The organism is Runella limosa DSM 17973 (genome assembly GCF_000482465.1).
Classification (GTDB): domain Bacteria; phylum Bacteroidota; class Bacteroidia; order Cytophagales; family Spirosomataceae; genus Runella; species Runella limosa.
The window spans coordinates 376,926-397,325 of record NZ_KI519422.1; the positions used below are offsets into that span (position 1 = coordinate 376,926).

The 20,400-nt window shown below is 46.2% G+C and carries 13 protein-coding genes; 5 read left to right on the plus strand and 8 right to left on the minus strand.

Annotated features, from left to right (window positions below; all coding sequences use genetic code 11):
• Nucleotides 1–485 precede the first annotated feature (485 nt).
• Nucleotides 486–1,784 (minus strand): serine hydrolase domain-containing protein, encoded by a 1,299-nt coding sequence (locus tag K339_RS0119480; RefSeq protein WP_028525100.1) that lies wholly within the window; start codon nucleotides 1,782–1,784, stop codon nucleotides 486–488.
• A 74-nt stretch (nucleotides 1,785–1,858) separates the two neighbouring features.
• Complete coding sequence (locus tag K339_RS0119485) at nucleotides 1,859–3,409, minus strand: S10 family peptidase (RefSeq protein WP_028525101.1); 1,551 nt, start codon at nucleotides 3,407–3,409, stop codon at nucleotides 1,859–1,861.
• 197 nt (nucleotides 3,410–3,606) lie between these two features.
• Between K339_RS0119485 and K339_RS0119490 the strand changes: the two genes are divergently transcribed.
• Nucleotides 3,607–4,614, plus strand: a complete 1,008-nt coding sequence (locus tag K339_RS0119490) for a YpdA family putative bacillithiol disulfide reductase (protein WP_028525102.1) — start codon at nucleotides 3,607–3,609, stop codon at nucleotides 4,612–4,614.
• Nucleotides 4,615–4,622: 8 nt separating this feature from the next.
• On the opposite strand, the gene K339_RS0119495 is transcribed toward K339_RS0119490, so the two are convergent.
• The 5 genes from K339_RS0119495 to K339_RS0119515 form a co-directional block, all read right to left on the minus strand.
• Nucleotides 4,623–5,195, minus strand: a complete 573-nt coding sequence (locus tag K339_RS0119495) for a helix-turn-helix transcriptional regulator (protein ID WP_028525103.1) — start codon at nucleotides 5,193–5,195, stop codon at nucleotides 4,623–4,625.
• Nucleotides 5,196–5,448: 253 nt separating this feature from the next.
• Complete coding sequence (gene mnmH, locus K339_RS0119500) at nucleotides 5,449–6,468, minus strand: tRNA 2-selenouridine(34) synthase MnmH (RefSeq protein WP_028525104.1); 1,020 nt, start codon at nucleotides 6,466–6,468, stop codon at nucleotides 5,449–5,451.
• A 12-nt stretch (nucleotides 6,469–6,480) separates the two neighbouring features.
• Nucleotides 6,481–7,416 (minus strand): methylenetetrahydrofolate reductase, encoded by a 936-nt coding sequence (locus K339_RS0119505; RefSeq protein ID WP_028525105.1) that lies wholly within the window; start codon nucleotides 7,414–7,416, stop codon nucleotides 6,481–6,483.
• A gap of 96 nt (nucleotides 7,417–7,512) precedes the next feature.
• Nucleotides 7,513–9,165, minus strand: coding sequence for a S41 family peptidase (locus K339_RS0119510; protein ID WP_028525106.1), 1,653 nt, complete (start codon nucleotides 9,163–9,165; stop codon nucleotides 7,513–7,515).
• A 116-nt stretch (nucleotides 9,166–9,281) separates the two neighbouring features.
• Entirely contained in the window at nucleotides 9,282–10,175 is an 894-nt protein-coding gene (locus tag K339_RS0119515; protein ID WP_028525107.1) for an OmpA family protein, read from the minus strand.
• A gap of 320 nt (nucleotides 10,176–10,495) precedes the next feature.
• Between K339_RS0119515 and K339_RS0119525 the strand changes: the two genes are divergently transcribed.
• From K339_RS0119525 to tamL, 4 genes are all read left to right on the plus strand, one after another.
• The gene (locus K339_RS0119525) at nucleotides 10,496–11,500 is read left to right on the plus strand and encodes a pyruvate dehydrogenase complex E1 component subunit beta (protein ID WP_262506076.1); all 1,005 of its coding nucleotides are present in this window, start codon (nucleotides 10,496–10,498) and stop codon (nucleotides 11,498–11,500) included.
• Nucleotides 11,501–11,632: 132 nt separating this feature from the next.
• The gene (locus tag K339_RS0119530; protein WP_028525109.1) at nucleotides 11,633–12,370 is read left to right on the plus strand and encodes a hypothetical protein; all 738 of its coding nucleotides are present in this window, start codon (nucleotides 11,633–11,635) and stop codon (nucleotides 12,368–12,370) included.
• 86 nt (nucleotides 12,371–12,456) lie between these two features.
• Nucleotides 12,457–17,214, plus strand: coding sequence for a translocation/assembly module TamB (locus tag K339_RS0119535; RefSeq protein ID WP_028525110.1), 4,758 nt, complete (start codon nucleotides 12,457–12,459; stop codon nucleotides 17,212–17,214).
• A 19-nt stretch (nucleotides 17,215–17,233) separates the two neighbouring features.
• On the plus strand, nucleotides 17,234–19,564 hold the full coding sequence (tamL, locus tag K339_RS0119540; RefSeq protein ID WP_028525111.1) for a translocation and assembly module lipoprotein TamL: 2,331 nt from the start codon (nucleotides 17,234–17,236) through the stop codon (nucleotides 19,562–19,564).
• A 1-nt stretch (nucleotide 19,565) separates the two neighbouring features.
• Here the strand turns inward: tamL and K339_RS0119545 are convergent, their stop codons facing one another.
• Nucleotides 19,566–20,399 (minus strand): helix-turn-helix domain-containing protein, encoded by an 834-nt coding sequence (locus K339_RS0119545; RefSeq protein WP_028525112.1) that lies wholly within the window; start codon nucleotides 20,397–20,399, stop codon nucleotides 19,566–19,568.
• Nucleotide 20,400 lies beyond the last annotated feature (1 nt).

Consider the following 20,400-nt stretch of genomic DNA (forward strand, 5'->3'; position numbering starts at 1 on the left):
GCTCGACTTCGCTTCCCGTCGGGGTCACAACTTTGGCTTTTAACTCATTGACTAATACATAGTTAATGAGTTTTGTTTTTTATGGGGACGCGTAAGGGGATGAATTTTAATGTGGAGGGTTTATATACTAAAAGTTTTTGGCACTTTTTCTTTCATTTAAACTCTGGTGCTGGCCATTAATGATATTAGGGTGCAAAGTTTTAAAAGTTAATTTGAATGATTCCTTTTTCTCTTTTATACCAGGTTAAACGCATTAAAAAAAGTAGCCTCAGCGAGGCTAAATCTTCGTAGAAAAAAGGGGGGGATTTGATTCATTTTTCTACTAAGATGTAGCTCCTCTGGAGCAAATAAATGGGGCTTTATATTTTAATGCGTTCAACCTGATTCGATAATGATTTTGAACAAAGATAACAAAAAACACTACGCTTAAAACACGAAAAAAGCCTCTTTTGGAGGCTTTTAAAGTAAAATGAATAGGGTTTTTGTCAGTCATCAATGGATTGATAAATCATTTGGCGGAACAAATTATTGAGGTTATCGCCGCTGCTTTGGGTCTGTTTCATAATCACGCCAATTATTTTTTCTTTGGGGTCGGCAAAATAGTTGGTATTAAAATAACCGCCCCACTCAAACGTCCCTGCGCTACCTTTAGCTCCTTTGTCTTCGCCCGCTTTATTGAGGAGGCCGAAGGCTAAACCATAAGATGAATTGGCTTTGTCGCCACCCAATAAATCTCCTACTTGATTGCTCAAAATAGTTTGTATGGTAGTGCGGCTTAAAAAACGTTTGCCATTGAGCTCACCGCCGTTGAGGTACATCATCAAAAACGTAGCATAATCTTTGGACGTACTTGATAACCCTGCGCCTCCCGAGAAAAATGTTTTTGCTCCTTTGATGGGGTAGTCGGTATCGTAGAAAGTATTAGGATAGCGCACCCATTGCCCGTTTTGCGGTTTTTGAATTGTTACCAAACGCCCTGCTTTCGCGTCGGGCAGGTAAAAATAAGTATCTCCCATGCCCAATGGCTCAAACAATCGTTTCCGCAAAAACTCATCAAAGGGCATTCCCGACATCAATTCGATGAAGTAGCCCAATACATCTAAACCTTCCGAATAGACGTACTTCTCGCCTGGGTGATGGTGGAGTGGGAGTTTGGCTAGTTTCTTGATATTATCGCCAATTTTGACGGGCTCGGTTGTGAACAAATCAACAATGCCCGCTTTGTGGTACATCGCCTTGAAACGCTCGTCGGCATCAATGACCCCGTAGCCAAGTCCTGACGTGTGCGTTAGCAAATGACGGATGGTAATTTCTGATTTTACGAGTTCGGTGGTATAGGTGGAGTCCTGAAATTTGAAGTTTTTGAGCACCGTTTGGTTTTTAAATTCAGGAATATACTTCGAAATCGGGTCGTCGAGTTGAAACTTTCCTTCTTCCCACAGCATCATCACGGCCGTGGAGGTGATGGCTTTACTCATCGACGCAATCCGAAAAATATCATCCCGTTTCAACTGACGGTTGGCGGTATTGTCGGCCATTCCAAAGGCTTTGTAATAGACAATCTTGCCGTTTCGGACGATAAGTGCCGATACGCCTGGAACACTGCTTTGCGCAATCGCATTTTGGAGGACTCCGTCAAGGCGGTTGAGGCGCTCAGACGACATACCAACCGTTTCGGGGGCGGCTTCGGCTAGGGGAGGAGAGTTCTTGAGTGATTTAGTTTGAGCCTGAACCAGTTCAGTTGCGAGGCCAAAAAGGCTTAAAAGGAGGAAAACTTGCTTCATGAGGTTCTTGTAAGTTTATCCCCTTATGAAGCAAGTTTTCGCTAAATTTTACTGATTATACAACCGCCTATTGGCTAGTACTTGGCAGGTTGGTTCGATTTCGGTGTTGACTTCTTAATAAAATCGCGAATGTCATCATTTGATTTTTGAAGGTCTTCCTTGCGCAAATACATCATGTGACCGCTGCGGTAGCCTTTCCAGCTCATGCGGTTCTTGAGTTTTCCAGCAGGATCCATTTGCCACATATTGTATTGGGCATTAAAATAATCGCAAGCACCGTCGTAGTAACCCGACTGCACCAGTAAATGCAAATAAGGGTTCTGTGCCATGGCCTGACGGAGGTTTTCGCCCGTTTGGTCATTAGAACGATCCCAAGGGTTTACGGGGCCAAACATGTAGTACTTGAGGTCGGTTTTGTAATTGAGCTCGTTGCGAAGGTACATGTTGATGGCAGGGGTAAACGAGTGCAACCACGACGTCAATTCGGCGTTAAAATCTGGGCGGTCGCCAGCATCTTTGCGGTCGATGCCTTTGTAACGAGAATCCAAACGGCCTACGGTATAGCCTTCATCACGCAGAAGCTCTTTCCAGAAGTATTGAAGCGGCATGTTGAGGTTGTTTTGGAGGACTTCTTTTTCCGAAACCCCCGTATAACGAGCGAGCTTGGCCGCGATGGCTTTGCGCTTGGCATCGTCCAAAAAGCCGCCCATGCTTACGGCAGGAAGAAGCTCATTGATGGTAAAATTCTCTACCTCAGGTAAGAAATCGGTCAAGTCTTTTTTCTGTAAATCCGCAGGAAGTTTTTTGTGATACCAAGCCGTAGCCGCGCAGTAAGGTACTTTCAACGCCGCCTCAGAAGCTTCGCCACGCTCTATGCCAAGCGTAGTAGGCGATACCAAGATTACGCCATTGATGTACATCCATTGGTTGCTTTGTAGCTCCAAGGCCAAGCCCGAAACGCGCGTTGTGCCGTAGCTTTCTCCGATGAGGTACTTAGGCGAATCCCAGCGGTTGTTGCGCGTCACAAACGTACGAATCCACTCGGCCAAATATTTGATGTCGGCATTTACCCCAAAAAACTTTGAGGTAGGAACATCTTTGCTGGTAGGACGAGAGTAGCCCGTGTTGACAGGGTCAATGAACACAATGTCGGCAACGTCTAAAATCGAATACGGATTTTTCTTGTAGCCATACGGTTGTAGCGGATAGCCCTCATCGTCGATGTTGAGCAGGACTGGGCCTGTGTAGGCCATGTGCATCCACACCGATGCCGTTCCAGGGCCACCGTTGAACGAAATAATCAACGGGCGATTGCCACGGTCTTTTACGTCGCTGCGTTCGTAATACATGTAAAACAAGCCTGCTATGGCTTTACCACCTTCGTCAAAAACGGGCATAGTACCAGTCGTTGCCTTGTAAGGGACGCGTTGCCCTTTGACGGTTACTTCGCTTTCAGTAACAACAAAAGAGTCAGGATTAAAGGGGATGTCGCTTCCTTTGTCTTCTTTTGAGGGAGCCGTAGAAGTTGAGGCTTGGCGCTCGCCACCGCCAGCGGGGCGCTGTTGGGCGTGGGTGAGGTAGCTTCCTACGAGCAAGGCTGCTGCCAAGAGTAATGGTTTTTTCATTTAGGTTTAGTTTGATTGAAAGTTATAATTGACCAGACACGCAATGTGAACGCTTATGCAAGAAAGCATTCTAGGCTACAAATGTAAAATTGTATAGCTTTAAAAGCCTAAAATGTCGCTATATTACCTTATTAATGAGACTACTTTTGGGATGAAAGCCGTAATTTTGGGACTTCACTAAGTAATCGTAATCCACCATGCAATTGTACGATGTATTGATAGTAGGCGCGGGGCCTTGTGGGCTGGCTGCTGGGATAGAGGCTGCGAAGGCAGGATTGAGTCACTTGATTCTTGAAAAGGGGAGCATCACGGAGTCGATTCGGCGCTATCCCAAACGAATGCGTTTTTTCTCCACCGCCGAAAATATCGAGATTGGAGGCATCCCGTTTCCCATTTCGGACGTCAAAGCCAACCGCAGTGAGGCGTTGCAATATTACCGCAAAGTGGCGGGGTATTATCACCTCAACTTCAAATTGTTTACAGAAGTAGCTCAGGTTGTAAAACAAGACGACGAAGTATTTGAAATTCAGACGATAGGAGGAGAAAATTACTATGCCAAAAAGGTCATTATCTCTACGGGTTATTTTGACTTTCCTCGCTTTTTGGGGATAAATGGGGAAAAACTTCCGCACGTTTCTCCCTATTATGACGAACCGTTTCAGTACTCATTTTCCAAAGTTGTGATAGTGGGAGGGGCTAATTCTGCGGTGGAGGCCGCGCTGGAAATGTACCGCCATGATGTGGACGTGACGGTCGTTCACCGAGGGGCGGACTTTCGTCCGACGGTGAAATATTGGTTAATTCCTGACGTCAAAAATCGGGTCAAAGAAGGGAAAATAAAAACGCGTTTCAATAGCCTCACCAAAGCCATAGAGCCTAAGCGGGTGTTGATAGAAAATACCCAAACGGGTGAGCAAGAATGGCTTGAAGCTGATTTTGTATTGATGCTCATTGGGTATATACCAGATGGAGCATTGCTTCAGCGGTGTGGGGTGGAGTTGCGCCAACCAAGTATGGTGCCAGTATTTAACCCCGAAACCTTTGAAACCAACGTCTCTGGTTTATACTTGTGTGGCACCGTAGTGGCAGGTATTCATACCGAAAAAGTCTTTATTGAAAATGGGCGCGACCATGCTGCCGCCATCATTGACCATATTGCGGGTCGTCAAGTACGTAAGGTAAAAGAATTGATAGATCGGATTTAGCACGCCCACTACCGTCGGTTTATTTTACCGTAAAACTGGAGTTGGTATTTTTTGGGAGTAATGTGAAAGTACTTCTGAAACATTTTGTTGAACTTAATCGCCGAAGATGCGCTGTAGCCGATCATCAGCGCTACTTCGTTGGCTTTATAACCTTTTTTCAAGAGCGAAGCAGCCCGCTCCATTCGCTTTGCCGTGTAGAGTTGATAAAATGGCTGTCCATATACTTTTTTAAACAGACTTTTAAACAAGGCAGGTTTAATGCCATGGTTTTCAGTGATTTCTTTTTCTGAAGGGGGAACATTGCCAAAATCTCCTTGAAGGTATTTATCATGGATTTTTTTTACAATTTCAAGGTAATTGTCCTTAAAAGCCGAAGTTCTATCAATGACTGTTTTTGGAGAAAGATATCCATTGTATTTCACTTCAAAGGCAATCTGTTGGCGAACCAATTCCAAACAACATTCTTGAAAGTCTTTTGCATTTAAGACAATCATGATTTTTGTGCTTTCAGTTTGAGGAAGCACCGATTTTTCGAGCGCACTTCCTTCACTGGAAGTGGTTGGTTGTAGGGAGGCGTTCATAATGACATTTCGGGTAAAAATGAGTAATCAATACTATGCGAAAACAGTCAAAAATTGCCCCAATGTTCTGTAAAATCAATCCTTTTGTCGTCAACTGGCCACTAAATACAACCAACTATCCAAAAACTACTATGTTGTGGTAGGTTTATTGCCTTTTATGACGATGGATTTAACAGTTTTAGTAGGTGATAAAAAATGTAAAATTCTGACTTACTGGTAGTTATTAGTGAAATTATTTAAACTAGACTTAGCATTAATATGCTTTAAGTTGTAAGATGGCTTGCGCTGTAGCCGTGGGGTTGTCGTCGGTAGGGTGGAGGTGATGAGAAATAGCGCGTTGAGAGAGCTCGTATAGGTAGGCTTTGTCGTAGTAGTTGAGCGAAATATCGGCTACCGTAGCGTAGTCGTGGCGTTGGAGGGCGTCGATAGCGGCTTTGTAGTGCTGGCCGCCAAGTCGTTTTTTGATGCGGTCGGTGGCAGCTTGCAGTAATGTGTGGTCGTAGCAAGCGTATTCGCGGACGAGGCGTTGAATACGGAGGTCCTTAGGAAGGTCAACAAAAACAAACTGCGTCGGCTGCTGCATTTGTTGCCAAAAAGCCAGCGGAATAAAACAGCCCCCAATGTGCCGACTTTCGCTTTCGAGCCAAACGCGCCGCTGTGGGTCTAGCAAACGCCATTGTTGATGTAGTAGGTTTTCAAACTGTTCGGAAGAAGGCTGGGGAGATTGCCCAATCGCGCCGTAAGCCGAGCCTTTGTGGTGGGCAATGGCCTCCAAATCAATGACTTGTTCGCCCATTTCGGCGAGCGCACGTAGAATGTCGGTTTTACCGCTCCCTGTTGGGCCACCCAAAATGGTCATGTTTTGTGGTCGGCTAAACGACTCCAAAACGTGGTTGCGGTAGGCTTTGTAGCCACCTTCTAGGGTTGATACGCGGAAACCCGCCGTTCGCAATAACCACGCAAAGCTTCCACTGCGCATTCCGCCGCGCCAGCAGTGAACCAGCACTTCTTGTTGAGGAGCGACTAAGTCGGCTTTTTTGACGAATAAAGCGAGTTTTGGCCCTACCATTTCTAATCCTAACCGAACGGCCGCATCGCGTCCTTGTTGTTTGTAGCAGGTGCCCACTTTGACGCGTTCGTCGTTGCTAAAAAGTGGGATATTGATGGCACCAGGAATGTGCGCGTGGCTATATTCGCCTGGCGACCGCACGTCGATGATGGGCAAGCGCTGGGAGGCTTGCAAAAAATCAGCGGGAGAGAGTGCCGTCGCCATGAAATTTTCAGATTAGTTATTTCTTAGTCCTTTTGCCACAAGCCGCTCACGTAGTTGATTGACCATGTAAATAGAGGCTTCTATTTCGTCTTTACGAATGGCCACACTTTCGATGTTAAACCCAAAAGGAATGGCGTGTTCGGCACAAAACTCAATAAGTTCATCCGCAATTTGTAAGCAAAGATTCACCGACGTTTCGAGGATGTTTTCAGATTCCAGCAAGGTTTCTTTTACCGAATCAGGCACGTGAATACCGAGCCATTCCATGAAGTGGAGCGTTTTTTTTGACCCACAGGCGGTAATGGTAAATACAAACGTAGGAAGGGGTAATTGTTGCGCTTGGCAGGTGTTGACGACGGCCGTAAGCATTTGTTTGGCATAGGCTACGTTGAACACACACTGTGAGACAAAATAACTGACCCCGCTCGCGACCTTATCGAGGATGCGTTGGTCTTCGTCGTTGAGAACAGCATGCCGTTCGGGAATGGTGACGGCGCCGATGATAGAATTTTGGTCAAATTCTCGCCAAACGGAGTAGGCGTCGGGTAGGCTGGTGACGGGCGTAAAATCAGGTGAAGGAACGCCTACAAACACAGGATAAAAGCCTTGTTGGGTCAAATTGCCCACCCACTGACGAAGTTCGTCTTGGGTAAACTTTCCTGCAGGGCGATAGATAATTTTGGGAATTGTCAGAGGTGCCAAATGCTGACGGGCAAAATCAAAGGGGTCGAGGGCGGTGATGAATGGAAAAGGCCGCTCTTCGGAAGTTCGACTCGATTCATCTTGAACATCATACACAATGAGGGCGTCGATGTCTAACCCTTGCAAACGGGCCAGTGTTTTTTCGGCAATCTCACTTACTTTTTCAGGAGCGGTTTGTGATTTGGGAGGAGTGATTCCGTATAGCAATAAACCCGACTCTTTTGATTTGATTTTCGTTAAAAACATGCTGCAATTCGTAAATGGAGTTGCAAATGTAGGAAATAGGGGGAAAATACCGAATATATCGTGTGCCGGGGTGTGAGCACCCCGACACACGGCGGTTTATTTTTGCCCTTTCAAGATTTTTTCGTAGCGAGGCATGTCTTTAAACAAATCTAGCGCTGCCTTTACTTCGGCATCTGTGCGGAATACGTATTCGCGCTCCCCTTTTTGTAGGTAATAGTGCGAAACAATTTCCCGCTCTAGTAGGTGTTTAATGTCTTTTTTGAACATCGCCAAATCGCTCTCTTTGCTATGACCGAGCTTGGTTTTAAGTGCTTTAAGTTGTTCTTGGATAACATCAAAGTACTTTTCTTTTTTGGCCGATGCCTCAAGCGTGCCGAGGTCTTTCTCTACCTGTGTCACGTAGTCGTATTCTTTGTCTTTTAACCAAGTCGAAAATCCTTGATAATCGGCATCTGTGAGCTCAAATTCTTTAGCGGCTTTGATGGTTGGGTGCGCGGCACGGTAGTGCAAAGCATAGTCAAAAAACAACCCTTTGGCGTTTAGACTGGTCACAATTGTTGGCAATGCAGGCAGTTCGGTAGCTACATCAGGTTCTACGCCACCACCGTCATACACCACGCGGCCATTGCGGGTTTTGAAGGCCACTTTGAGCGAGTCAGGTACTTTGGCCACGCTGCCGTCGGGGTTGCGGTGGCTATAATCGATGGCCTGAATACAACGTCCACTCGGGATGTAGTACTTCGCAACAGTTACTTTTAATTTGGTATTGTACGACAAATCGCGGGTTGTCTGGACAAGCCCTTTGCCGTAGGTTCTTTGCCCCACCAACACCCCACGGTCGTAATCTTGCATCACCCCCGACACAATTTCAGAAGCGGATGCACTGCGGCCATTGACCAGCACCACCAACGGAATGTCAGTGTCCACAGGCGCCATTGGAGCCGTATAAGTTTTGTTCCACTCCGTTACTTTTCCACGGTTCGATACCACTTCAGCATCTTTGGGAATGAATAAATTACAAATCAATACCGCTTGGTCAAGCAATCCACCTGGGTTTTCGCGAAGGTCAAGCACCAATTTTTTCATGCCTTTTCCTTTGAGTTCCACCAGCGCATTTTTTACCTCGCGGGCAGCCGTTTGATTAAAATCTTTGAGGTCGATGTAGCCTACTTCGTTGTCGAGCATTCCGTAATAAGGGACATTTCCTGTCTTGACAAACTCACGCGTTACATTGACTTCAATCAGGTCTTTGGTACCCACGCGGCGCACGGCGAGCTTCACCGACGAATTGGCCTGCCCTTTCATGAGTTTGTCGGGGTTGGCATCTTTGCGGGTGGTGATGTCTATTCCGTCGATTTTGACAATTTCATCACCTACGTGAAGGTTTGCTTTGGCGGCGGGAGAATCTTCCAGGATAGAATAAATGATTTGTTTGCCCTTGTTAGGGGTGATTATGGCCCCGATGCCCGTGTATTGGCCCGTGGTCATGGTGCGATAATCTTCAATTTCGTCTTCGGCGTAGAAATTGGTGTAAGGGTCGAGGTTTTTAAGCATAGATTCTATGCTCATTTTAGTCAACCGATTGGGGTTGATTTCGTCCACATAATAGCGATTAAGCTCCTTAAACAGCGTGGCATAAATGTCTAAGTTACGGGCGATTTCAAAAAAGCGTTCGTCATTGCGGAAGGCAAAAAAACCTACGGACACAACGCACACAGCGGCAAGAATGAGTTTACGGAAATGTTTCATGGTGGTCCTTTTTATCAAAAACGCGTAAAGTGTCACGAAGTTATGAGATTTCCCCAAAAAAACGAGCGATGCCTCGAAAGACATCGCTCGCCATGGTTGGGAAAGGTTTTTAGACCTTATTTTCCTCCTTCAAACATTTGGAAGAATTGGTCAAGTTTTGGAAGAATGACGATTTCAGTACGACGGTTTACGCTGCGGTTTTTGCTGCTGTCGTTCGCTACTTTTGGTACATATTCTCCACGGCCACCTGCAGTCATACGCTCAGGTGCTACGCTGTATTTTTTCTGAAGTGTGCGTACTACTGACGTTGCACGCTTGGCACTCAAATCCCAGTTGTCTTCCAACACCGATGCGCTGTTGTACGGTACGCTGTCGGTGTGGCCTTCTACCAAGATGTCGAAATCTTTGCGGTCGTTTACTACTTTAGCAATTTTGCTCAACACTGTTTCAGCTTGTGGCGTGATTTCGTAGCTGCCGTATTTGAACAACATTTTGTCAGAAAGCGAGATATACACTACGCCTTTTTTCACTTCAATGTTTACGTCTTCGTCGTTCACATTGTCAAGTGAGCGCTTGAGGCTCATCACCAACGCCAAGTTGAGTGAATCCTTGCGACGCAAGTTTGAGTTCAAATCTTGGATGTAAGAGCTCTGACGGTTCAAGGCATCCAATGATTTTTTGATGCTTTCTGCGCCATCTTTACTTACGATTGACAAGTCAGACAAACGGTCAAGAAGGTTGGTGTTTGTACGTTTCAAGTACGCCAATTCATCTTCCAATGCTTTGAGTTTAGCACGTTCGTTGGTAACATCACCATCTTTCAATTTGATTTGGTTTTTCAAATCGCTGATGTCATTGTTAAGTTTTGAGGTCAACGCGTCGCAATCAGCCTTGTTTTTGTCCAACAATGCTTGGAGTTCAGCTTTTTCTTTGTTGAGTTGGGCCAGTTGTTTCTTGTTGCAAGATGCAAAGAGGAGAACAGACAATGAAAATAAAACAATTTTTCTCATTTCTTATGAGGTTAAAAGTGGATTATATAGTTAGGTATTTGCTACAAACTTAAAGCGTTTGCTTCAACTTTTCGCTATATAAACTCAATTCTTTGCAATTTTTACCACTCGGAAGGCAATTTTTTTTGAAAAAAAGCGATTTGGAACCCTTTTGAGCCATTTTGGAGTAGTCATGTACAAAAGTAGCGCACAAGCCTAAGTGAGCCATGTAGGTGGCTTGCCATAGAAATGAAAAACAGCAAGAGACGTAGGGGAAGTCGTGGCCAAATGACTAGATTTACGAAAAAATTCCTATTTTTACGCCCGTTTTCAACCCCCAAATCCAGAATTTTACACATACAATGAGACAAATACTTTTCCGTGAAGCTTTACGTGAAGCCTTGAGCGAAGAAATGCGTCGTGACTCACGCGTGTTTTTGATGGGTGAAGAAGTAGCCGAATACAATGGAGCTTACAAAGTAAGTCAAGGAATGCTTGACGAATTTGGGCCCGAACGCGTTATAGACACACCTATTGCAGAATTGGGTTTTGCTGGTATCGGGGTAGGTGCTGGAATGAACGGTTTGCGACCTATCATCGAGTTTATGACATTCAACTTCTCGTTGGTAGCCATCGACCAAGTGATCAACTCTGCTGCTAAAATCCTTTCGATGTCAGGCGGACAATACAGCTGTCCTATCGTATTCCGTGGGCCTACTGGGAACGCGGGTCAGTTGGGCGCGCAGCACTCTCAAAACTTTGAAAACTGGTATGCCAACACGCCAGGTTTGAAAGTGGTTGTTCCCTCAAACCCTTATGATGCAAAAGGATTGCTGAAAGCCTCAATTCGTGATAATGACCCCGTTATTTTTATGGAGTCAGAATTGATGTATGGTGATAAAGGCGAAGTTCCAGAAGAAGAATACATCATTCCAATTGGAAAAGCGGAAGTGAAAAAGACAGGGACGGACGTAACGATTGTTTCTTTTGGTAAAATGATTACACGCGTTGTTAATCCTGCCATTGAAGAATTGGCCAAGATGGGTATCAACGCCGAATTGATTGATTTGCGTACCGTGCGCCCTATCGACTATCCAACGGTGATTGAATCTGTCAAGAAAACCAACCGCTGCGTGGTGGTAGAAGAGGCTTGGCCATTGTCGTCGATTGCGACGGAACTTACTTACATGATCCAGCGCAAAGCGTTTGATTATTTGGATGCTCCTGTCGTACGTGTGAACAGCATGGATGTGTCGCTACCTTATGCGCCAACCTTGATTGAAGCCGCTTTGCCAAACGTAAAACGTACGATTGATGCCGTGAAAACGGTGATGTATCGTAACTAATAAACAGTGACTACTGTAGATAAAAACAAAAAAGCCCCCGACGGGGCTTTTTTGTTTGGCACGATTTTTTAGTGGTATCCTATCATAAAACCATTATTTTTGGAGTTATTCATCCAAACGTCTTTTTTAACGATGAAACAGCTAGTTGTAACCTTATTTTTAGCCGCTGTGGTGAGCACAGGGCTTTATGCGCAGACTTCAGACGCAAAGGCAGATTCTGTCTTTTTAAAGTATTATACAGCCACGGGTGGCAAAGCATTGTGGGATTCGGTTCAAACTTACACCCTCAAACAAGCCTACCGCGCAGGAACGGCCAACGACTTTGATTTGGACATCAAAGCCTCAGTGCCTTCGCAGGCAATGGTAAAGGTACGTACCATTTTAAAACGTGATTTTATCTATGGCATCAAAGCAACCGATGGTTGGCTAAAAATTCCTATTGGTAGCCGTGACAAGGTAACGCAGTACCAAACCAGCAACTTGAGCGATAAAGAACGCGAGAACATGCGTCGCGAACTAACGGATATCCTTATCCCTTTTGATGATTATACCACCAAAGGCTACATCGCTACCGTCGTTGGAACGGAGCAAATCAATGGTGCCACTGCCACGCAAGTAGAATTGGAAGGAAAAGGAGTGAAATACAACCTGTATTTTGATGCAAAAACGGGCTTGCTCCTGCGAGAAAAATTGACATTGGCAACGGGCGAAATTCAAACCCGTGACCATGCCAAATACGAAAAATCAAAGTATGGTCTTTCGTATCCTTCAGAAACAACTTATGTAAGTAGCATTGATAAAAAACCGATGAAGGTCACAACGGTGACGGACTTCAACGTGAAGTTTGCCGAAGATCCGTTTGTGAAATAGAACTTTTTGGTGCGTCGGGTTGTGAGCAACCCGACGCTTTTTTAGTGAATCAACATTCTCTCGCGGGGGGCTAAGGGGGCTATTGAGTGAAAAAAGTAGGTAGAGGCATATTGCTTGTTGTATTGGGACTACTGCTAGTGGTCGGTTCGGGGGTGGTTTGGCTACAAACTACTTCGGGCCAAAACTGGCTGACCCAACAAGCAGTGTCGTACCTTCGTAAAAAGCTTAATACAAAAGTGGAGATAACCCAAGCTCGCTTTTCATTGCCCGACTGGATTGAACTACGTGGGGTGTATGTGGAGGATTTGCGGCGCGATACGCTACTTGCGGGAGGACGCCTATACGTGGACTTGGACGTGTGGGGTTTGCTTCAAAGTCGGGTGGGTATTAATGAAATCCAGCTGGAAGACATTCGTCTCAAAGCCTACCGTACACTCCCTGATACTACTTTTAATTTTGCCTTTGTCGCCAAAGCCTTTGCATCGGAAGATACCACGCCCGATACCACGACAGCACCGCTGGATATGCGACTGGATGCCATTCAGCTGCGCAATGTGCGTGTGTCGTACCAAGACGCGGTCATCGGTACCGATGCTGATCTGTCACTGCCCGATGCGCGCTTTCTTTTTTCGGCTTTCAATCCTTCATTGAACCGTTATCATTTATCTAAAACCGACATTCGTTCGGGAAAGGTAGCGGTGAAAATGTACCAACCCCTTCGCCAAGATACGACCCAAACTGCTGCTACAACGCCTGCCTCTGATTCGCTTGATTTGAAACTGGGCATGATTCGCTTGGCAGACTATCGGTTGACGTATGAAGACGAAAAACAACAGATAAAAACTGCTCTTACCATTGGAAAAATAGAGGTAGAAGCTGAAAAATTGTTTTTGACCAAACTGTTGGTTGCCCTCAAAAAATTAGGCATTGAAAATACCGACATTACGTTTCGTTCGGGTGATTTTGGCCTAGAGCTTCAGCAATTTCAAACCCAGCTAGATAGTTTTTTATTTGCACCAGAACGTATTTCGGGGCAATTGAAGTCGGGGAGTTGGGTAGAAAAACGACGCGGAGCGGTGCGCCAACTTCGTGCTAATTTTGTCTATACGCCCCGCGAAGTATCACTACAAAACCTGCTACTGCAAACCAATGAAACGCTTCTTCAAGATCGGTTGGTGCTGCGCTATGCTTCGCTAGATGATTTTTCAAAAAACGTGGGGAAAGTGGGCGTAGATCTGCGTTTGACCAAAAGCCAATTGAGTTTTAAAGACATCCTTGCTTGGGTGCCTTCGTTGAAAAAAACGCCTCCGTTTACCAAAAACCCTGCCGCCATCGTCAAACTCAATGGCCTTGTACAAGGCCGTATCGACGATTTGAGCTTAAAAGGCGTTGACATTAGTACGTTAGAAACAACCCACTTACGGGCCGATGGGCGGATTAAGGGTTTACCCGATCCTCAACGAATGGCGCTGGACTTAAACATTGCTGACTTGTCGTCTTCGAGGCGAGATTTGCAGCGGATTTTGCCCGATAGCGCCCTGCCTGCTACCATCGAATTGCCCGAAAACCTGCGTTTATCGGGCAAAGTGAAAGGGAGCTTAGACAACTTGCAGTTGGATACCCAATTGGCTTCCGACCAAGGCAATGCGACCTTTGCGGGAAATCTCAAAAATTTTGTAAAAGGCCGTCAACAAAGCTACGACGGAACGCTTGTTTTGCAGGAATTTGATGCAGGGAAATGGCTCAAACAACCGCCTTCGGAGTTGGGAAAACTTTCGCTCAAAGCAACGGTGGTTGGACAAGGCATTGATCCCAAAACGCTTCAAGCAGATTTGACTGGTGTCGTTGAAAAGGCCGATGTGAAAGGCTATGTATATCAAAATTTGGCCTTGAAAGGGAGTGTGAGGGAGCAAGTTGCAGACCTAACGGCCGCCATTGCTGATTCTAACGCTACCCTGACATTGGTTGCCAAAGCAGATTTGCGGACGGACTATCCTACGTTTTCATCCCAGTTAGACATCCTAACGCTGCGCCTAAAACCACTTCATTTGTACGAAGAAGATTTGGAAATCAAAGGGGGAATAAACGCCAATTTTACTTCTACTGACCCCGAAGACCCACGCGGAACGTTCCAAATTACCAATGGAATTTTGGTACAAAAAGGTAAAACTATTCCCCTGCAAAATATTCAAGTAGCATTGGAGAATCAGCAGGGAGAGCGCTTGGCGCGGATAGATGCGCCTTTCTTAAAAGCCAAAGCTACGGGTACGTTTCGCTATGTGCAGTTGGCCGACGTGGTGTTGACTGAAATCAACCGTTATTTTGCCCTTCCCGACGTTTCTTACAAACCCGTAACCAGTCCGTATCGCTTGTCGATGGAAGGAAAAATAGCCAACCACCCTGCGATTCAGGTTTTTGTGCCTGAACTGACTCGAATGGATACTGTGCGTTTTTCGGTGAATTTGGACAGTCAGCGTGATACTACGTTGCTGGCGCGTATTTCGGCACCGCACGTTGAGTACGATAGCATGGTGGTTAAAAACGCTGATTTTGGCGTGTTAGGAGTCGAAAATCAGGCCAATTACGTGGGGCATGTGGACAACTTTTTGTACGATACATACCAAATCAAGCGGGCAGCCGTAGAGGGTCAAGTGGCCAATAGTTTGGTAGGTTTTAAGGCATCTTTTAAAGATTCATTATACCAAAAACAACACGAATTGGCGGGCTCACTGGCAAGCGTGGGCAATACGTATCGCTTACAACTCGTGCCAAATGGCCTGTTGCTTGATTACAAATCTTGGCAAGCAGCGCCCGATGGCTACGTTCAGTTTGGGAAAGAAGGATTATTGGTCAAACAATTTGGCTTGCAACAAGACCGTCAACGACTGCTCATCAACACCACGACCGATACGCCCAACGGCCCTTTGCGGGTCGAAATGGATAGCCTTGATTTGGGCTCACTGACCTCTTTGGTGATGGATTCGTTGCAGGTAAGCGGTAAATTGGGAGGGAATGTGTTGTTACAAAACTATACCGAGTCGGCTGTATTTACGGGCGACTTGGGCATTGAAGGCTTTAAATATACCAACATCCCGATTGGAGATTTGAAAATAAAAGCTGCCAACGAATCGGCGTCTAAGATTGTGGCGGAAGCAACCCTCAAAAGCCCCCAAAACGATGTTCGTTTGACGGGTAATTACCTGTTGAAAAGCAAAACCCCGCTCGACTTGCAGGTGGATATTCGGAAGCTTGGAGCGCAGACGATTGAGGCATTTAGCGCGGGGCAGCTTCGTCGCGCCACGGGGGCATTGTCAGGAAAAGCCACCATTCGAGGAGCTGCCGATAAGCCGCAAGTGGAAGGAGAGGCACTGTTTGATAGTGTGGCATTTAATATCACCAAATTGGGTGCCACGTACCGCATTCCCAATAGCCGCTTGCAGTTTGCCAATTCTGATATTTTCCTCAAAAAATTTGTGGTTAGAGATACCCTCAATCAGCCCTTACAGGTGGACGGAAAAATCAATTGGGCTAACCTACCGAACGTAGCCTATAACCTCACGATTGAAGGGAAAGACTTTACGGTGTTGAACGCCTCACGCAAAGAAAATGATTTCTTTTACGGCAAAGGCATTGTGGACGCCAACTTGCACATCGAAGGCGTAGGTACCAATCCGACGATTGACGGGTCGGTCAAACTCAAACAAGGAAGCGATATTACGGTGATCATGCCCGACGATGATTTGGGTAAGGCAAGTACGGAAGGGATTGTCGAGTTTGTGAATAAATCGGACACCACGGCGGTGCCAAATACAGGTGCAGAAACGGCCGCACCGCTGGCTTTTGGGGCAGGGATTTCGCTCAACTTAGAAGCCGACGACCGCTCGCAATTGACCATTGTGGTGGATGAACTGAACGGAGACAACCTAAAAGTAAAAGGCAATGCGCAGCTCAATGCGGGCATCACTCCCGAAGGACAACCGTATATTTTGGGATTGTACGAACTTACCCAAGGGTCGTATAATCTTACATTTGAAATTTTAAAACGAGATTTTACCATCCAAAAAGGAAGCCGCCTGCTCTGGACGGGCGACCCCATGAAGGCTGACGTGGACATTACGGCGGTGTATCCCGTTGTTGCCGATTTAACGCCCCTCCAAGGCAAAGCCGCGCAGTTCGGCAAAGTGCCGCTTGAGGTATTGCTCAAAATGCAAGGAAGCCTTAGCAATCCACAAATTAGCTTTGAAGTGCGTCCCGATCCCGCCAAGGTGTCGGCTAGCATACGTAGCCGAATCGAAGAAGATGGGGTTTTTAACAACATCAAAGACCCCGTTCAGATGAATAAACAGGTGTTTTCTTTGCTGGTTTTGAATAAATTTATGGGTGAACAATCGTCAGATTTCTTCTCGTCAGTCAATCCCGAAGTGATAGCCCGCCAAAGTGTGAGTAAGCTCCTAACCGACCAGCTTAACTTGTTGGCGTCGGATTTGATCAAGGGTGTTAAACTCAATTTTGACGTGAACTCGACCGCCGTGGCAACGGGAAGCGGTAGCGCAGGCCAAACCGACTTGAACGTGGGGTTAAGCAAAGCATTTTTGAACGAGCGTTTGACGGTGAATGTGGGCCGAAACTTTGAGATTGAAAGCGGAAACCGTACCCAAAAATCCACCGAATTGGTCGATAACGTCAACATCAATTATAACCTAACCCGCGACGGGCGCTATGCGGTACGCGCTTATCGAAAAAATCAGTATCAAACCGTATTAGAAGGATTTATTGTAGAAACAGGCGTGAGTTTTGCCGTTGTTTTGGATTACGAAACCTTCAAAGAAATGTTCAAAAAATAGGTTCTCAAATTAAAGTTACATGTCAAGAATCACGGCTGTCTGGCTTTTTCTGGTTGGAATCGTGCTGAGTAGCTGCTCGGTATCGAAGCACTTGCCTGCGGGAGAGAGCCTGTACATGGGGGCGGAAGTAAAAGTGGTAGCTGACTCGGCAGTATCGGCCAAAGATGCCAAGGCCGTGAAGGCAATGGTAGAACCCTTGATTCGGCCTGTGCCAAACAGTAGCTTGTTGGGTTTCCCGTACAAAGTTTGGTTCTATTATTTTATGGGTGAGCCTACCAAAGAAAAGAGCTTTCGAGGGTGGTTTCGGAAGCGTTTTGGAGAAGCGCCCGTGTTGGCAAGTCGTCGGGCTGTTACTGCAAACGGCGAAATAGTCACGAATTATCTCCAAAATGAAGGTTATTTCCGTACCGAAGCTTCGGGGGAGTTGGTTGAAAAAGGGCGTACCGCCAAAGCCCATTATACGGTCGCCCTAAAACCACGGTATTTGATTGAAAACGTTGAATTTGTGGATCCCAATACGGGACGAGGTTTTACCCGAGAATTTCTCAAAAACCGCCAAGCGTCCCTGCTAAAACCAGGGCAGCCTTACCAGCTTTCGGTCATTGAGGCCGAGCGCCAGCGGATTGAACGGGATTTGAAACGCGTTGGGTTTTATTACTTTCGCCCCGACTACCTCATTGTCAAGGCCGATACCAACCTCAAGCGAAATCGGGTGAATCTGTACGTGGAGCTAAAACCCAACACAACCCAGTTGGCTCTAAAAAGGTATTTTATTAAAAATGTGTATGTCATTTCGGACAATGGCTTGCTGCGTTCAGATACCTTGGCGGGAGCAGTGTATCGACGTGGTTTTCAGATTGTGGATCCTGCGCGGGCGTACCGTGTTCGGACATTTGCCGATGCCATTGGTTTTCGCCCTAAAGCAATGTATAGCAGCGACATACAAGATGTGTCGTTGTCGCGGCTAATCAACCTCAAGAATTTTAAATTTGTTAAAAATCGCTTTGAGTTGCTTCCTCGGTCCGATTCGGCTTTGTTGGATGTGTATTATTATTTGACACCACTGAAAAAGAAATCGCTGCGGGCAGAACTAAGTGCCGTTACGAAGTCAAGCAACCTGACAGGGTCGCAGCTAAACCTGACGTGGATGAACCGAAACCTGTTTCGGGGAGCTGAAATGCTTCGCCTGACGGCCAATGCGGGGATAGATGTGCAGCTGGGACGTCAGCGGAATATCAAAGTGCGAGATTATTACCGAACGAGCGTAGAAGGTGAACTGTCGTTCCCGCGTTTTGTCTTGCCTTTTTACCGAATGAACCCCGCCAAAAACCAAACATTGCCCAAAACAACGTTGACGGTAGGGTACGAAGAGTTATCTCAAAAAGATTTTTATACCCAAACCTCAGTGAAGTTCAACTGGGGCTACGTGTGGCGGCGAAGCACGAGGTTTGAACACTCATTTACGCCCATTTCGCTCAACCTTGTCAAGCCCCGAAACATTAGCGAGGCATTGGTGGACAGCATCACTTCGGCTACTGTTTCTTTGCAAGATTTACTTCGGTATTTTAGTATCCTCGAAAACCGCCTCATTTTGGGAGCGCAGTACAACTTTAGCTTTACCCCGCAGTCCGCTTTTGGTAGTAAAGGAAAGTTTGTCTTGAATGCGGGGGCCGATATTGCAGGAAATGTGGCGGGCCTCATTGCCAAAGGCCGCCAAGAAGTGGGCATGGTGTTTGGCATTCCGTACGAACAATACGCGCGTTTCGATGCCGATATGCGGTACTATTACGATTTTACGCCTTCCATCCGTTGGGCCAATCGTATCCTTGGAGGGGTGGGGATTCCCTACGGAAACTCGTTTGCGTTGCCTCAGTTTAAGCAATATTTTGCGGGTGGAAGCAACGGGATTAGGGCGTTTCGTGGGCGGTCCGTTGGGCCAGGAGGCTACCAGCCCGACTCGCTGAGTTTGTTTGGCTTTACTTCCTTTGGGGATATTCGACTGGAAGCCAATACGGAGCTTCGGTTTAAAGTAAATCAATACATTGAAACGGCGCTTTTTGCCGATGCGGGCAATATCTGGATGTATCGAAATTTCGATAATTCGTTTTATTTTCCCGAAGACAATGCCGTTTTTACCAATAAGTTTTACAAACAAGTAGCCGTAGGAGCGGGGCTTGGCTTGCGCTTGACCTTGCCGTTTTTGTTGCTTCGTTTCGACTTAGCGACGCCCCTTCGCAAGCCTTGGCTTCCCGAAACCGACCGTTGGGTGATTCGTCAAATGGACTTTGGAAGCCGTAGCTGGCGAAAAGAAAATTTGGTACTCAACATTGCCGTTGGGTATTCGTTTTAGCCTACACTTCTGCCACGCCAAAAGCCCGTTCGGGGGCTTTCCCTTCGGCAATGAGAAAACCGTTGGGCGTCAGGTGCGTAAACTCTTTAAAGTCGCGTACCAAATGTTGATAATCATAATAACCCAATTCGAGCGCAATTGTGAGCCAATCTTTGTGCGGTTGGGCATTCTTGAATTTTACGGCTTTTTCAAAACGCGTAATTCGGTCGAAGGTTTTGGGACTTACACCGACCCTTTCGGTGAAAACTCGGTGAAACTGACGGACACTTAGGCAGGCATCGTCGGCCAAAGTGTCCATAAAAAGTGTCTTGTTTTGGGATAAAACAACTTGCGCCACTTTGTCAACCCCAAGCAGTGGGCGTTTTGACTTTTTAATCAGTTTTTCCAAAAAACGTTCTGCCAGTAGAATGGCCCCAAAAGGGTCGTCTAAATTGGAAATTTCTTCGTGAACCGAACGAATATCGCTCCCCCAAATCGCTTCGGCGTCAATAAACGTATTGGTCAATTCAGAAGAAGGAAGACCCGTGAGTCGAAATAACGCCGTTGGTTGCAAGACAATCTGCAACGCCCAAAAATCGCGCCCAATGTATCGGTTTGTTAGCAGCGTATGCTGGCCGTTGAGGGTACATTGGGGATGTTTTTGCAGCGGTGCGTCGTTGGAATATCCTACGTTTTGTAAATCTCTCAAATAAAAAACCAAGCATTGCTCGGGGCGGGGCACGTAGGCTTTGAAAGGCAATACCTCATTCGCCCCAAACTTAAATCGAATGATTTGGTGTTTGCGGACGTATTCTTGCAAATGCAAACTGGGCAGTACATCTTTCAGAATAACCATT